14 protein-coding genes and 1 tRNA gene are annotated in these 15073 nt (G+C 70.7%); 10 read left to right on the forward strand and 5 right to left on the reverse strand.

Features of this window, described 5'->3' with window-relative positions; genetic code table 11:
* Nucleotides 1–6 precede the first annotated feature (6 nt).
* Entirely contained in the window at nt 7–612 is a 606-nt protein-coding gene (locus BMY89_RS28630) for an NUDIX domain-containing protein (RefSeq protein ID WP_092383512.1), read from the forward strand.
* A 60-nt stretch (nt 613–672) separates the two neighbouring features.
* Here BMY89_RS28630 and BMY89_RS28635 read toward each other — a convergent pair whose 3' ends face one another.
* Nucleotides 673–930 (reverse strand): TM2 domain-containing protein, encoded by a 258-nt coding sequence (locus BMY89_RS28635; protein ID WP_175510447.1) that lies wholly within the window; start codon nt 928–930, stop codon nt 673–675.
* 291 nt (nt 931–1221) lie between these two features.
* On the opposite strand from BMY89_RS28635, the gene ald reads away from it, so the two are divergent.
* From ald to BMY89_RS28680, 9 genes are all read left to right on the forward strand, one after another.
* Complete coding sequence (gene ald / locus BMY89_RS28640; protein WP_092383459.1) at nt 1222–2337, forward strand: alanine dehydrogenase; 1116 nt, start codon at nt 1222–1224, stop codon at nt 2335–2337.
* 11 nt (nt 2338–2348) lie between these two features.
* A complete protein-coding gene (locus BMY89_RS28645) occupies nt 2349–3335 on the forward strand; it encodes a tyrosine recombinase (protein ID WP_092383461.1) in 987 nt (328 codons plus the stop codon).
* Between the two features lie 213 nt (nt 3336–3548).
* Entirely contained in the window at nt 3549–4472 is a 924-nt protein-coding gene (locus BMY89_RS28650) for a ParA family protein (protein ID WP_092383463.1), read from the forward strand.
* A 45-nt stretch (nt 4473–4517) separates the two neighbouring features.
* Entirely contained in the window at nt 4518–5594 is a 1077-nt protein-coding gene (locus tag BMY89_RS28655; protein WP_198414165.1) for a segregation and condensation protein A, read from the forward strand.
* Nucleotides 5591–6508, forward strand: coding sequence for an SMC-Scp complex subunit ScpB (scpB, locus tag BMY89_RS28660; protein ID WP_092383467.1), 918 nt, complete (start codon nt 5591–5593; stop codon nt 6506–6508). Before BMY89_RS28655 ends, scpB begins: the two co-directional genes overlap by 4 nt.
* Nucleotides 6495–7265, forward strand: a complete 771-nt coding sequence (locus tag BMY89_RS28665; protein ID WP_092383469.1) for a pseudouridine synthase — start codon at nt 6495–6497, stop codon at nt 7263–7265. Before scpB ends, BMY89_RS28665 begins: the two co-directional genes overlap by 14 nt.
* Before the next feature lie 161 nt (nt 7266–7426).
* On the forward strand, nt 7427–8107 hold the full coding sequence (cmk, locus tag BMY89_RS28670) for a (d)CMP kinase (RefSeq protein ID WP_092383471.1): 681 nt from the start codon (nt 7427–7429) through the stop codon (nt 8105–8107).
* A 49-nt stretch (nt 8108–8156) separates the two neighbouring features.
* Nucleotides 8157–9557: a ribosome biogenesis GTPase Der gene (gene der, locus BMY89_RS28675; RefSeq protein WP_092383473.1), complete on the forward strand. Its 1401-nt coding sequence runs from the start codon at nt 8157–8159 to the stop codon at nt 9555–9557.
* A gap of 162 nt (nt 9558–9719) precedes the next feature.
* Nucleotides 9720–9793 (forward strand) — tRNA-Pro (locus BMY89_RS28680).
* Nucleotides 9794–9877: 84 nt separating this feature from the next.
* On the opposite strand, the gene BMY89_RS28685 is transcribed toward BMY89_RS28680, so the two are convergent.
* From BMY89_RS28685 to BMY89_RS28705, 4 genes are all read right to left on the reverse strand, one after another.
* Nucleotides 9878–11083, reverse strand: coding sequence for a tyrosine-type recombinase/integrase (locus tag BMY89_RS28685; RefSeq protein ID WP_092383475.1), 1206 nt, complete (start codon nt 11081–11083; stop codon nt 9878–9880).
* On the reverse strand, nt 11083–11265 hold the full coding sequence (locus BMY89_RS28690) for a helix-turn-helix transcriptional regulator (protein ID WP_092383477.1): 183 nt from the start codon (nt 11263–11265) through the stop codon (nt 11083–11085). Before BMY89_RS28690 ends, BMY89_RS28685 begins: the two co-directional genes overlap by 1 nt.
* A 454-nt stretch (nt 11266–11719) precedes the next feature.
* Nucleotides 11720–14107, reverse strand: coding sequence for a YfjI family protein (locus BMY89_RS28695; RefSeq protein ID WP_232521599.1), 2388 nt, complete (start codon nt 14105–14107; stop codon nt 11720–11722).
* The gene (locus BMY89_RS28705) at nt 14104–15072 is read right to left on the reverse strand and encodes a bifunctional DNA primase/polymerase (protein ID WP_092383479.1); all 969 of its coding nucleotides are present in this window, start codon (nt 15070–15072) and stop codon (nt 14104–14106) included. Before BMY89_RS28705 ends, BMY89_RS28695 begins: the two co-directional genes overlap by 4 nt.
* Nucleotide 15073 lies beyond the last annotated feature (1 nt).

A 15073-nucleotide genomic window follows, 5' to 3' on the forward strand; every position in this document is an offset into this window, starting at 1 on the left:
GGCGTCGTGAGTGCCGTGGAGCACCGCTACGAGGTGCGCTCCCGTGAGGTGCGCTACCACGGCCGGATCTTCGACGTGGTCACCGAGGAGGTGACCATGCCCGGCGGCGGGACGGCGGCACGCGACCTTGTCCGGCACGTCGGCGCGGTGGCGGTGGTGGCGTTGGATGACGCCGGTCAGGTGGTGCTGATCCGGCAGTACCGTCAGCCGGTCGGCCGGCGGCTGTGGGAGTTGCCGGCCGGGCTGACCGACGTGGCCGGCGAGGATCCGGCGGTGACGGCGGCGCGTGAGCTGGCCGAGGAGGTCGACCTCACCGCCGGGCGGTTCGACGTGCTGGTGGACCTGCACAGCTCGCCCGGGTTCACCGACGAACTGGTCCGGGTCTTCCTGGCCCGGGATCTCGGTGAGGTACCGGCGCGGCAGCGGCACGACCGGCACGACGAGGAGGCCGACCTGCAGATCGTCCGGATCGACCTGGACGAGGCGGTCGGCATGGTGCTGGCCGGCGAGATCACCAACGCGTCGTGCGTGGCCGGGCTGCTCGCCGCCGGCCGCGCCCGCGACGCCGGCTGGTCGGTGCTGCGCCGGGCGGACACGCCACTACCCCGCTGACCCGTGTACGACGCAGGGGCCGTGCGGTTCGCCGCCCGGCCCCTGCGTCGTACCCGTAGGTCAGTCGCGCAGCGGGCGACCCTGCCCGTCGACGCCGCCGTTCACCAGGATCAGGATGCCGTCGACGAGGCCCCAGATGCCGCCGATACCGCAGGTCACCAAGGAGACGATCAGCTGGATGACGCCGGTCTTGGTGTCACCCATGTAGAACCGGCCGGCGCCGAAGGTGCCGAGCAGGATGCCCAGGACGCCCGCGACGACCTTGCTCTTGTCAGAAACGCCCTGGGGGTACCCGGGCTGGATGGGAGGAGTAGTCATGAGGCGACACACTAGTGATCCACTCAGTCGCTGTCCGCACCGGTGCGCACCAAGTGGGACGATGATGGCCAAACACTGTCCTGACGGCTGAGGTGGGCGTCCCCCGCCGGCCGGGTTCCACGCCTGACACATCGTCAACGGCAACCGCCACCGGGTGTCACAGTGCAGGCTCCGGTGAGCTGCGGCTCCGCCTAGACTGCCGCCGACGGGACCGGTTGACCGTGGCGGCAAAGGGGCCGTCGCGGCACCGCGCATTCGGGGCGGGCAGTCCCGAGGAGAGGTGTCTGCATCGTGAAGGTCGGCATCCCACGCGAGGTCAAGAACCACGAGTACCGGGTGGCGATCACACCCGCGGGCGTCAACGAGTTCACCCGCAGCGGTCACCAGGTCTTCGTCGAGGCCGGCGCCGGGGTCGGGTCGAGCATCACCGACGAGGAGTTCACCGCCGCCGGTGCCAAGATCCTGGACACCGCCGACGAGGTGTGGGACGCCGCGGACCTGGTGCTGAAGGTCAAGGAACCGGTCGCCGAGGAGTACCACCGAATGCGTGCGGGGCAGGTGCTCTTCACCTACCTGCATCTGGCCGCGTCCCGGGACTGCACCCAGGCGCTGCTCGACCGCGAGGTCACCGGCATCGCCTACGAGACCGTCGAACTGCCGGACCGGTCGTTGCCGCTGCTCGCCCCGATGTCCGAAGTGGCCGGGCGGCTCGCCCCGCAGGTCGGCGCCTTCTACCTGATGCGTACCGGCGGCGGCCGGGGGGTGCTCCCCGGTGGCGTCTCCGGCGTGTACGCGGCCAAGACCGTGGTCATCGGCGCCGGCGTCTCCGGCATGAACGCCGCCGCGATCGCCCTGGGCCTGCAGTCCGAGGTGCTGCTGCTGGACAAGAACGTCGGCCGGCTGCGGCAGGCCGACGCCATCTACCGGGGGCACCTGCAGACCGTGGCCTCCAACGCGTACGAGATCGAGCGGGCGGTGCTGGACGCGGACCTGGTCATCGGCGCGGTGCTGGTGCCCGGCGCGAAGGCCCCGAAACTGATCTCCAACGAGTTGGTCTCCCGGATGAAGCCCGGCAGCGTGCTGGTCGACATCGCCATCGACCAGGGTGGCTGCTTCGAGGACTCGCGACCCACCACGCACGCCGACCCCGTCTACCGGGTACACGAGTCGATTTTCTACTGCGTGGCGAACATGCCCGGTGCGGTGCCGAACACCAGCACCTACGCGCTGACCAACGTGACCCTCCCGTACGCCCTGGAGCTGGCCAACCACGGCTGGCGCGAGGCGTCGCGCCGAGACCCGGCGCTGGCGCTGGGCCTGAACACCCACTCCGGGCAGGTCGTCTACGGCCCGGTCGCCGAGGCGCACGGCCTGCCCACTCTGCCGCTGGCCGAGGTGTTGGCCTGACCGGCGAGCAGTTGACCGCGGACGGGGTCGACGCGGGCGAGGCGCCCGCGCCGGCCCTGCGCCGTGCGGTCCGCGGCTACCTCGACCACCTCACCGTCGAACGTGGACTGGCGGCGAACACGCTCGCGTCGTACCGCCGTGATCTGGACCGGTATCTCCACTCGCTGGCCGCCGCCGCGGTGACCGACCTGTCCGCCGTCTCGGCCGGCGAAATCGAACGCCATCTCGCCCGACTGCGTTGCGGTGCCGACGGCCAGCCGCCGCTGGCCGTCTCCTCGGCCGCCCGCGCCGCCAGCGCGGTGCGCGGCCTGCACCGGTTCGCGTTGCGCGAGGGCCTGGTCGGCGTCGACCCCAGTCGCGACGTGCGGCCACCCACCCCGCCGCGCCGGCTGCCCCGGGCACTGCCCCTCGACGACGTGGTCCGGTTGCTGGAGACCGCCGGGCCGGTGGACGCGGCCGGGGACGCCGCGCCGTTGGCGCTGCGCGACCGGGCGCTGCTGGAGTTCCTGTACGGCACCGGGGCCCGCATCTCCGAAGCGGTCGGCGCCGCGGTGGACGACGTGGATCTCGACGACGGGGTGGCGGTGCTGCGCGGCAAGGGCGGACGTGTCCGGCTGGTGCCGATCGGCGGGTACGCGCTGCGGGCGCTGGGCGCCTATCTGGTGCGGGCCCGGCCCGGGCTGGCCGCCGCCGGCCGGGGCACCCCGACGGTCTTCCTCAACGCCCGGGGTGGTCCGTTGACCCGGCAGGGCGCCTGGGTAATCCTGCGGCGCGCCGCCGAACGGGCCGGGCTGGCCGCCGACGGACCGCGGGCCGTGTCGCCGCACACCCTGCGCCACTCCTACGCCACGCACCTGCTCGACGGCGGCGCCGACGTCCGGGTGGTGCAGGAGCTGCTCGGCCACGCCTCCGTCACCACCACCCAGGTCTACACCCTCGTCACCGTCGAACGACTCCGCGAGGTCTACGCCACCGCGCACCCCCGAGCCCGGGACTGACCGCCGTTGGCGGGCGCGGCGCGGCGGTGAGCTGCGGCTGGTCGGTGCCGACGGCCGACACGCCGAGCGGGTGCCGAACGCCCTGCTGGTCGGTGGCGTACAGTCGGCATCGGCGCGGCCCTCGCGGCACGTGGACCGGGGTACGCAGCGGCGCCGCGAAGGACGTCGGGCGGCTCCGACGCCGGACGGTCGTCGGGAGGGGGCAACGAAGACATGGCTGGCAACGGTGACCGTGCCGAGACCTGGACGACGGAGCTCCGCGAGCAGCAGAACGCCCTTGGTTCGGACCTGGGCCCCGCCGACCCGGCCGCCTACACGATGCGCAAGCCGATCCCCGAACCGATGCCCACCGACCGGCACGGCCCGGCCCGGATCATCGCGATGGCCAACCAGAAGGGCGGGGTCGGCAAGACCACCACGACCATCAATCTCGGTGCCGCCCTCGCCGAGTACGGTCGCAAGGTTCTACTTGTCGATTTCGACCCGCAGGGTGCCCTCTCCGTCGGGTTGGGCGTCAACCCGCACAACCTGGACCTGACGGTCTACAACCTGCTCATGCAGGACGACGTCACCGCCGAAGACGTGCTGATCAAGACCGACGTGGCCGGGCTGCACCTGCTGCCGGCCAACATCGATCTCTCCGCGGCCGAGATCCAGCTGGTCAACGAGGTCGCCCGGGAGATGGCCCTGGCCCGGGTGCTCAAGAGCGTCCGCAAGGAGTACGACTACGTCCTGATCGACTGCCAGCCGTCGCTCGGCCTGCTGGCGATCAACGCGTTGACCGTGGCGCACGGCGTGCTGATCCCGCTGGAGTGCGAGTTCTTCAGTCTGCGCGGGGTGGCCCTGCTGCTGGACACCATCGACAAGGTGCGCGAGCGGTTGAATTTCGACCTGGAGCTCGAGGGCATCCTCGCCACCATGTACGACAGCCGCACCACTCACTGCCGCCAGGTGCTCCAGCGGGTGGTGGAGGCGTTCGGCGACAAGGTCTACCAGACGGTGATCACCAAGACCGTCAAGTTCCCCGAGTCCACCGTCGCCGGCTCACCGATCACCACGCTCGACCCGGCGTCCTCGGGGGCCCGCAACTACCGCCAGCTCGCCCGCGAGGTGATCGCCGCGCAGGCGGAGCGGTAGGCCGACAATTTCCAGGTGCCCAGGCCGTGGACTACGGTCGTCGGCGTGAGTGCGCCGCCCATCGACCCGACCGCCGCGGCGGAAACTCCGCCCGTGGCGGCTGACCCACGCGCGCCCACCCCGACGGATCGCGGCGAGCCGGTGGCTGCCGCGGTCGGTACGGAGCCTGCGGTCGGTACGGAGCCTGCGGATTCCGGTCGGTTCACCGTGCGGCTGGCGAACTTCACCGGCCCGTTCGACCTGCTGCTGCAACTGATCGGCAAGCACAAGCTCGACGTGACCGAGGTGGCCCTGCACCGGGTGACCGACGAGTTCATCGCCTACATCCGGGCCATGGGAGACGACTGGGATCTGGATGAGGCGAGCGAGTTCCTGCTGGTCGCGGCCACCCTGCTCGACCTGAAAGCGGCCCGGCTGCTACCCGCCGCCGAGGTGGAGAACGAGGAGGACCTCGCGCTGCTGGAGGCGCGGGACCTGCTCTTCGCCCGGCTGCTGCAGTACAAGGCGTACAAGGAGGCGGCGGCACACATCGCCGCGCTGGAGGAGATCGGGGGACGCCGCTACCCCCGTGCCGTCACTCTCGAAGCCCGCTACGCCGAGGCGTTGCCCGATCTGGTGCTCGGCATCGGCCCGCACCGGCTGCTCAAGCTGGCCGTCAGGGCGATGACCCCGAAGCCGGTGCCTGAGGTCTCCATCGCCCACGTGCACATGGTCCGGGTCAGCGTCCGGGAACACGCCGGGATCATCGCCGAGCGGCTGCGCCGAGTCGGCACCGCCACCTTCTCGCTGCTCTGCGCGGACTGCGAGGCCACCCTGGAGGTGGTTGCCCGGTTCCTCGCGCTGCTCGAACTGTACCGGCAGGGCGTGGTCGCCTTCGTGCAGGAACAGGCCCTGGATGAGCTGACCGTACGCTGGACGGGCCCCGTCGACGACAGCCCCACCCTGACCGTCGACGAGTACGCCGGCAACCCACCCGAGCCCGTGGACGCGGAGCCGGCGGCGGACGCGGCGCCGGCGGCGGACGCGGAGCCGGCGGTGGACGCGGAGCCGGCGGTGGACGCGGAACCGGGCTCCGCCGCGGGTGCGGACGTAGCGGCAACGACGAAGGAGCGAGCCGGATGAGCGACGAGGAACGCCGGGATTCCCTGGCCGACCAGGCTGCCGCCTGGGTCCCGCCCTGGCAGCGCCCCACCCCGCCGCAACCCGCCCCCGAAGACCTCCCCACCCAGCGCGAACCCGAGGACACCGCAGATCCTGGTACGCAGGTGCCTCTCCAGGGACACTCCGGTAGCACGATCCCGGAGAGCTCGGTTGACGAGCAGAGCGACGTAGGGCAGAGCGACGTTGGGCAGAGCTCGGTTGAGCAGAGCGATGTTGGGCAGAGGGCCGTCGGGCAGAGCGATGCCGAGCAGCGTGACGCCGGGGAGAGCGGGGTGGGCAGGCGGCCGGGGGTCCGCGTCCGGGTGGTTCCCGAGCCGCCGCCGGTGCTGGACGACACACAGCTGCGCGGCGCGCTGGAGGCGATCCTGCTGGTGGTCGACGAGCCGGTCAGCGAGCTGATCCTGGCCCAGGTGCTGGAGCAGCCCGCCGAGCGGGTCGGCCCGATGCTGGACGAGATCGCCGCCGGCTACACCGCCGCCGGCCACGGGTTCGAGCTGCGCCGGGCGGCCGGTGGCTGGCGCCTGTACACCCGGCCGGAATACGCCACCTACGTCGAACGGTTCGTTCTGGACGGGCAGTCTGTCCGGCTGACCCAGGCCGCGCTGGAGACCCTGGCCGTGGTGGCGTACAAGCAGCCGGTGACCCGGTCGCGCATCTCCGCCATCCGCGGTGTCAACTGTGACGGGGTGATCCGTACCCTGGTCTCCCGGGGCCTGGCCGAGGAGTGCGGCACCGAGACGGACAGCGGGGCGTACCTGTACCGGACGACCACGATGTTCCTGGAGAAGCTCGGCCTCAACAGCCTCGACGACCTGCCGCCGCTGGCCCCGTTCCTCCCCGACGACGTAGAAGAGCTTGCCGATGCCACGCGATAACCGCACCCCGTCCCCGGACGCGCCCGTCTACACCGGCCCCGAGCGCCTGCAGAAGGTGCTCGCCGCCGCCGGTGTCGGCTCCCGGCGTGCCTGCGAAGACCTGATCTTCCGCCGGCGGGTGACAGTCGACGGGCGGGTGGCGCAGCTCGGAGACAAGGTCGATCCGACCACCGCGGTCATCCACGTCGACGGCGAGCGGCTGGCGGCCGACACCCGGCTGGTGTACCTGGCGATGAACAAACCGCGGGGTGTCGTCTCCACCATGGCCGACGAGAAGGGCCGCACCGCGCTGGCCGACTTCATCGGCAACCGGATCGAGCAGCGGGTCTACCACGTCGGGCGGCTCGACGCGGACAGCGAGGGCCTGCTGCTGCTCACCAACGACGGCACCCTGGCGCACCGGCTGATGCACCCCTCCTTCGGGGTGCCGAAAACCTACCTGTGCGAGGTCTCCGGACCGATCCCGCGCAACCTCGGCAAGCGGCTGGCGGCCGGGGTGGAGCTGGAGGACGGCCCGGTGACGGTCGACGCATTCCGGGTGGTGGACAGTCTGGGACGTACCGCCCAGGTCGAGCTGACCCTGCACGAAGGCCGCAAACACATCGTACGGCGACTGCTCGCGGAGGTCGGCCACCCGGTGAGCCGGCTGGTGCGTACCTCCATCGGGCCGATCCGGCTGGGCGACCTGCGCTCCGGGCGCACCCGGCGGCTGACCAACGCGGAGGTCGCCGCCCTGTTCAAGGCCGTGGGTGACTGACCGCGCGGTCGCGGGTACGGCTGAGGGTAGGCTGCCTGGCGGCCCGGTGGCGTCCGGCAGGGTTCCTTGCCGAGGTGCCGGGCATGATTGAAGACGTGTGGTCAACCGCTCGCGTCCGCCGCCTGTGGCGGATCGTGAGGTACGGGCTGAGGAGGACAACGGTGGAGGAAAACGTACCGGCTGGGCGATGCGTGGTCGCTGTGGACGGGCCGTCCGGTTCGGGGAAGTCCACCGTCTCCCGGCGGCTCGCCACGAGCCTCGGCGGGCGATACCTCGACACCGGGGCGATGTACCGGGCGATCACCTGGGCCGTGCTGCGGTCCGGCGTCGACCTGACCGACGCGCAGGCGGTGGCCAAGGTAGCCGGTGAGGTCGATCTGCGGATCGGCACCGATCCTGACGGTTACGGCGTGACCGCCGACGGCGTGAACGTCGAGGCCGAGATCCGTGGGCCCGAGGTGACCGCCGCCGTCTCCGCCGTGGCCGCCGTGCCGGCGGTCCGCGCGCTGCTGGTGGCCCGCCAACGAGAGATGATCAACAAGGCGGGGCGGATCGTGGTCGAGGGCCGGGACATCGGTTCCGTGGTGGCTCCCGACGCTGACCTGAAGGTCTACCTCACCGCCTCGGCGGCGGCCCGCGCCGCGCGGCGCAGCGCCGAGGACGCCGCCGACGTCGCGGCCACCGCCGCCGACCTGGCCCGGCGTGACCAGCTGGACTCGACCCGCAAGGCCGACCCGCTCGCCCAGGCGCCCGACGCGGTCGTGCTGGACACCACCGAGCTGGGCATCGACGAGGTCGTGGCGCGACTACGCGCGCTGCTGGTCGATCGGTCAGTGGCGTGAACGACCGGATGCGTACGGCCGCACGCCGGCGAGCGAAACGAGGCGTGGCGTGAGTGACGACGGTTGGGTGGAGTTGCGGGAGCCGGACCTCGACATCGAGGAACCGACCGGGCCGCAGCCGGTGGTGGCCGTGGTCGGTCGTCCCAACGTCGGCAAGTCGACTCTGGTCAACCGGATCATCGGCCGCCGTCAGGCGGTCGTGGAGGACGTGCCCGGCGTGACCCGGGACCGGATCCCGTACGACGCGCAGTGGTCCGGCCGGGCGTTCACCGTGGTGGACACCGGCGGCTGGGAGCCGGACGCGAAGGACCGGGCGGCGGCGATCGCCGCCCAGGCCGAGACGGCCGTGGCCACCGCCGACGTGGTGGTCTTCGTGGTCGACGCGACGGTGGGCTCCACCGACGTCGACGAGGCGGCGGTGAAGATGCTGCGGCGCAGCGCCAAGCCGGTGATCCTGGTGGCCAACAAGGCCGACAACACCAACATCGAGCTGGAGGCCACCTCGCTGTGGTCGCTCGGCCTCGGCGAACCGCACCCGGTGTCGGCGCTGCACGGGCGGGGCTCCGGCGATCTGCTCGACGCCATCCTGGCGGCGCTGCCCGAGGCACCGAAGGTGGCGGAGCACCGCCCACGCGGCCCGCGCCGGGTGGCCCTGGTGGGCCGACCGAACGTCGGCAAGTCCAGTTTGCTCAACCGCTTCTCCGGCGAGGAGCGGGCCGTGGTCGACGCGGTTGCCGGCACCACCGTCGATCCGGTGGACAGTCTGGTCGAGATCGGTGGCGAGACCTGGCACCTGGTCGACACGGCCGGTCTGCGCAAGCGAGTCGGCCGGGCCAGCGGTACGGAGTACTACGCCAGCCTGCGTACCGCCTCGGCGATCGAAGCGGCCGAGGTGGCGGTGGTGCTGCTCGACTCCAGCGAGCCGATCAGCGAGCAGGACCAGCGGATCCTGTCCATGGTGACCGAGTCCGGCCGGGCGCTGGTGATCGCCTTCAACAAGTGGGACCTGGTCGACGGCGACCGCCGGTACTACCTCGACAAGGAGATCGACCGGGAGTTGCGCCGGATCCCCTGGGCGATCCGACTGAACCTGTCGGCGATGACCGGGCGGGCGGTCGACAAGCTGGCCCCCGCTCTGCACCGGGCGTTGGCCAGCTGGGAGACGCGGATCCCCACCGCGCAGCTCAACGCATGGCTCACCGCCCTGGTGCAGGCCACTCCGCACCCGGTGCGGGGCGGCCGCGCGCCGCGGATCCTGTTCGCGACCCAGGCGGGCGTGGCCCCGCCGCGCTTCGTGCTCTTCACCACCGGGCCCCTGGACGCCGGCTACCAGCGCTTCGTCGAGCGCAAGCTGCGTGAGGAGTTCGGCTACGAGGGCAGCCCGATCGAGATCTCGGTACGCCCACGCAAGAAGCTCGGCCCCGGCGGCCGGGGCAAGGCACACGGCTGACCAGGGTGGGATCCAGCGGGAGCTCCCGCTGGATCCCACCCTCCTAGGACGCCTTAGTGGTGGTGTGGGTGCTCACCAGGCGAGGGCAGGGGCCTGTGCGACGAAGAGGGGATGCTGCGCTACGCTGTAGCGGCTGTTGCGGGGGAAACCGTGCAAGGGCATCGGGACGTGGCGCAGTTTGGTAGCGCACTTGACTGGGGGTCAAGGGGTCGTCGGTTCGAATCCGGCCGTCCCGACAGCACGAAAAAAGGCCGTCGACCGGGGTGTTTACCCTGGTCGGCGGCCTTTAATTCGTACTGGAACAGTGGGGATTTGCTGATCTAGACGGCGCGTAGCTGGGGACCACTTGGGGACCGGCGAGCCTTCAAGTGAGCGCTGAGCGCTGTTCCAGCGTCGGTGATCGACTGCCGGTCGGGGTGTAGGTATCGCTGTGTCGTGGTCAGCGACCCGTGGCCGGCGATCTTCCGTAGGACGTGCACGGGCACTCCGGCGTCGGCCATCCAGGTGAGGCCGGTGTGCCGTAGGTCGTGCCGGCGTAGGTGTTCGTAGCCCAGCTTTGTCACCACCTCATCCCAATGCGTCGCGTCCCGCAGTACGGCGGTGCTGATCCGTCCACCACGCGGCCCGGTGAAGAGTCGAGAGTGCGGCTCGGCGACCGAGTCCAGGCGGCGAGCAACGATCGGTCGCACCTCTTCGATCAGCGGTACCATCCGGGCGCGTTTTCCCTTGGTGCCCTTGTCGATCAGGCCACCGGGGCCGGGTGTGGTCTGCCTGCGGACGGTCCACATCCACGTTTCCCGGTCGATGTCCTCGGCGCGGACGCCGGAAACCTCGCCGATCCTGGCCGCTGTGCACGCGGCGAACATCGTCACGTCGCCCCAACCGGAAAACCGGTTCGTGGACCGTTCGACCAGGGCGGCGGCAAGCCCTGTCAGCGCTTCCCAATGGGGCAGAGCCAGCGTGCGCGGGTCGTCCAACTCGTCCGCTGCTCGCTGGTACTCGCGTTGCCACCCGGTAACCTGCGCGGGATTGCGCTGAATGATGCCGTCCCTTACGGCCTGTTGCATAACTCGGACCAGCACGGCAAGGCTGTTCTTGACCGTCGATCGGCTGCACTCGTCAGTGATCCAACCGTGTACGGCCCGGTCAACCGCGCCGTTGGTAATCATGCGGATCGGGATATGACCGAGGGTCGGCAGCACCCGCTTACGCCACCCGGCAAGGTATGGATCGAGCGTCTTCCGTTCCAAGCCGCGTAGCGCCAGCGTCATCACGCTCTCGCCGTACTCGGCTAGTCGCTTTGTCGCGGCGACCGGGTCGACGCCACCTTGCGCCGCGCTGACCATTGCGTCGATCCACGCTTGCGCCTCTTCCGGTGTCGCCACCGACGTCGACTTGGATAGTCGGCGCTTGGTCGTCGGGTCGACCCACCGGACCCGCGCCCGGTAGGGACGGTCCCGGCCTGCTCGCACCTCCACATCGGATGCAAGCGGTACGCCGATCGGTGGTTGCTGTGGTGGGGCCATCAGGCCGCCTTCGGGTAGACGCGACGGGCGGAAAGCCACTGCTCTACGTCGGCCGTCGCGTACTTCACGACCCGGTCGGAGATCTGAATGAACGGCGGTCCCTGCAAGGGCGGGACGGTACGCCACCGCCGAATGGTCGACGGGTCGACGTCGAGCAGGTCGGCGAGTTCCTCGGTGGACATGAACGGCTTTGACGAGAGACGGATAGCGCCACCCACGTTCGGCGTAGCGGTAGTGCTCGGTGAGGAATCCTGCGTCACGAGTCGCACGGTGAGGGCCTTTCGGTCGGCGTGAGTCGCGTGTAGAGGGTCGGTTGGGCTGTGCGGCAGGAGGGCGTTGGGCGGCCTGCTGAGAACGCCGTGAGCGCAAGATCCGAGCAGGGTTGGTGTATGGCATAGGGCCAAACTGTCTGTGTGGCTCTCAGCGGGCCGTTTTGGTGCCGGTGGCTTGGCTGGTGGCCGGGAGGGGCCGAGAGGCGGTGACACGGTGACAGCTAGGCAGCTGACGGGGTGTTCGTGCTGGTCAGCGCGTCTTTCGGTCTGTCACCGAGTGGTGGTGACAGGTGGTGACAGCGGTGACAGGCCGGGTCGCTGTCACCGCTGTCACCGCTTGTCACCGGGGGGTGGTGACAGTGGTTCAGGTGCTGTGAGCTGCGGAAACGTGGCTGACAGGCGTGGTTGTCACCGTGTCACCGCTTGCGGGGGCGTGGTCGGCGGCGCGGGGGTGGACTTCGTATCCGCCGCTGTCGGTGGTGCGAATCCAGCCGTGGGCGGTGAGAACGTCGAGAACGGCGGTGACGTCGGCGGCGCGGGGTAGTTGCCGATGGCAGCGGCGGTGCAGCTCGCGGCGGGTGAAGGTGTTCATGCCCTTGGCGGTAACAATGGCTAGGACGCGGCGGGCGGTTTCGGTGGTGGCGTCGGCGGTGATGGTGGCGATGGCTGCCCGGTAGTGGGCGGCGAAGAAGTCGGCGAGCCTCACGGCGTCGGCCATCCGGTCGGCGTCGATCGGGCGTTGCCAGGCGTCGGCGGGGTGGTGGGCGACGTGCAGCAGCCCGGCTAGGCGCAGCGTCGCGCCGGCTAGCTTGTTGCCCCATTCGCGCATGTCGTGCAGGCTCCCGCCGGGCCGCAGCTCGGCTTCCACCTGCTCGGCGGCGGCGCGGCGGACCTTGCCGGCTTCCTCGGTGAGGACGACCACGGCGGGGTCTACCCACTCGGCGAACGTGGCGGCCAGGTCGTGCACGCGTTGCCGGTATCCGGCTGCCACCGGTTCGGGCACCGGGGGTGTGTCCACGGGTCGGTAGCCGGCCATCGACGCGGGCAGCGCGAACAGGAACCGAGCCGGGAGGCCACGTCCGGCGAGCCCGGCGTTACCGCCGAACTGGCGCAGCACCACCGGTTGCGCCATCACGCACACGGTCAGCGCGGGCTTTTCGATGGAGGCACCTTCGCGGGTGATCCGTTCGTTGCTCATCGGCTGCCCCGCGTGGCCCTTCAGGTACGGGTCGAGGTTCGGGGAAGCGGAGTACCGACCGGCGAGGGTGTCGAAGATGCCGCCTTCATCGCTGATGATCGCCATGCGTCCGCCGTTGGCGGCCATCAGGTTGATAAGGACTTCGGGTGTGGCGTCGTCCACGATCAGTTTCGGCAGGCCGGGAACGGTGATGGCCTCGGCGGCGATGGCGGCGGCCACCGCGTCGGCCGTGGCGTCGTCGCGCTTGCCCGGGTCGGTGGCCTTCGCGGCCTGTGCCTTCGCCTGCTCGGCTTGCCGGTCGGCGATGTCGCGCAGCGCGGCGGCCTCGGCGATGCGGGGCCGGATCGCGTCGGAGAGCGTTGACTGTGCGGCGAACAGGGGCGCGGTCATCGCCCGGTGCACGGGGCTTTTGCGCTCTCCAGGGCCGGCAATGACGGCGGTGAAGATGTTGACCGGTTCTCGCCAACCGGGCACCGGCTCCACTTCCAGGCGGCCACCCGCGCAGGCGGACAGCACGGCAACGGCGAGGGTGCCGGCCATGGCCGGATCGGTGGCCGTGAACCGGGCTACGCCGGTCGCCATTTCGCCGAGCCAGCGAGGAAACACGTCCAGCGGGAACGGCGGCGGCGCAATGGCAGCGCCGGTCAGGGGCACGGGCATGTCCCACAGTGGGCCGGTGCTGGCCGGCGGCACCTCGTGGTTTTCCGGATGGTCGGTGACGAGGTGAAGGCGTGAAGCTGGTGGCATGGAGTTCTCCTCGGTGCTGGTGAAGCAGCCGCAACCGCCCCAGTCATCGGCGTCGTAGGCGGCCTCAGTGCTGGTGCCGGTGATGCGGTGGCGTAGCTCGGTAAGCGGTAGTGGGCGGACGGTGCCGCCTCGGCGGTCGCGGAGGATGGCGACGTTCTTACCGAGGTCGCGGCGCATGTGCTGTTCGGCGGCCTCGTTGGCGGCGTACCGGTCGGGAAAGACCTTCATCAGATGCGCCCATTGCGCCTGGCCACCACGTACGCACGCGCCGCCGCAGTTGTTGTGCGCGAATCCGAGGCCATAGAGGCGGGGCGGGGTGATGCCGGCTTCGCGGGCGGCGTTGAGCAGGTCGGCCTTGTCGCTGAATGGCGGCTCACACAGCGGGGCCTTGACCGTCCAGGGAAGGTGACCGGCTTCGATCGCGGGCATGCGGTGCGTCTCGGTCCAGTCGATGCCCACATACACGGTGGTCGTCTCGGGCTCGGTGTGCTTCTCCAGCCAGCGGCGACACGGCACCTGCTTGAGCAGCTTGGAGCACGGCGCGATGCGGGAATTGCCGATGATCCGCTGATCGGCGAACACCTCCCACGGCGTGCGCCCGTCAGCGATGGTCGTCAGCGGCACGCCGATGTCCGCCGCTGCTTCCTCGGCGAACCGGTACAGGTCCTCATCCTCAATGCGGGTATCGGCGAACAGCAGCGTCAACCCGTTCGTGCCGTGCTCGGCGGCTACCTTCCTGGCCACGGCCCAACTGGTGATTCCGCCCGAGAACATCACCACATGCCGGTGCCGGACCTGGCCACTCATGCCGCTACCCGCCGGGGCCGTTTGCTGCCGGCGGCCAGCCCGGATCGGATGGTGCGCGCCGTTTCGACGCTGCCCAACCCGGCCGATGCTGCGGCTTGTTCCAGCGCTGTCGAGGCGTCTGTCTCGGTGAGCGATCCACCGGCGGTGAGCTGTCCGAGGGCCACGGCGGCGATGTAGAGCGCCCGGTTGCGTTCTCCTGCCGGTGCGGTGGTTACCCGGTCGGCTTCCCGGTTGATCGCGGCTCGCACGTATGCGCCGCTGCGGTCGGTCGGCAGGGACACCACCACCGGGCGTTGCGGCGGGAGCGGTGCTGGTGCCAGCTGGGCGGCCAGCCATGTCGGCAGCGGGGCGGGGTCGGTGTCGAGGTTGATTCGGTAGGGCCGTCCGGCGACGGTGCTACCGGCGGCGACGACGTAGCCGCCGTGGGCGCGGGTGTCGACCATCGGGCCGAGGGTGCCGGCGGTGTTGCGCAGTGCTGGCCCGTCGTCGGGGTGCTGGTAGTAGAGGTGGGTGCCGCCCCGCCCGGTGGTCACGGTGTACGTGTGCTCGACGCCCGTGCGGGGTGGGGTGTCAGGGCCGAAACCGTCGTACGGGTCGATGGGGGTGCCGTGGCGTCTGGCGAGGGTGGCGAACACATCCCAGCCGTCACACGCCCCGGCCCACTCGCCTGCCGGGACGTCGGTGTCGTCCTTCGGGGTGTCGAGGTCGACCACCACGAGCCGGGACGGCCCGCACGCGAGGCCGATGCCGTAGGGGCGGGCCGACCATGCACGGCGGATGCGGTCGGGATCGGTGGTGGCGCGTGCCTCCCACCCGACGTGGCCGGTGCGGCAGCGTGGGTCACGGCCGGTGCACTGGTCGGTGGGGTGGTCGGGGAACGCGGGTCGCTTGTCGTCGGGTCGTAGCGGGAAGACGTGCCAGCCGCGTGCGGCGTGGCTAAGGGCGGCGGTGAGCAGGTCAGACATG

Origin of the sequence: Micromonospora phaseoli, from assembly GCF_900109115.1 — a bacterium.
In the GTDB taxonomy this organism is placed as follows: domain Bacteria; phylum Actinomycetota; class Actinomycetes; order Mycobacteriales; family Micromonosporaceae; genus Micromonospora; species Micromonospora phaseoli.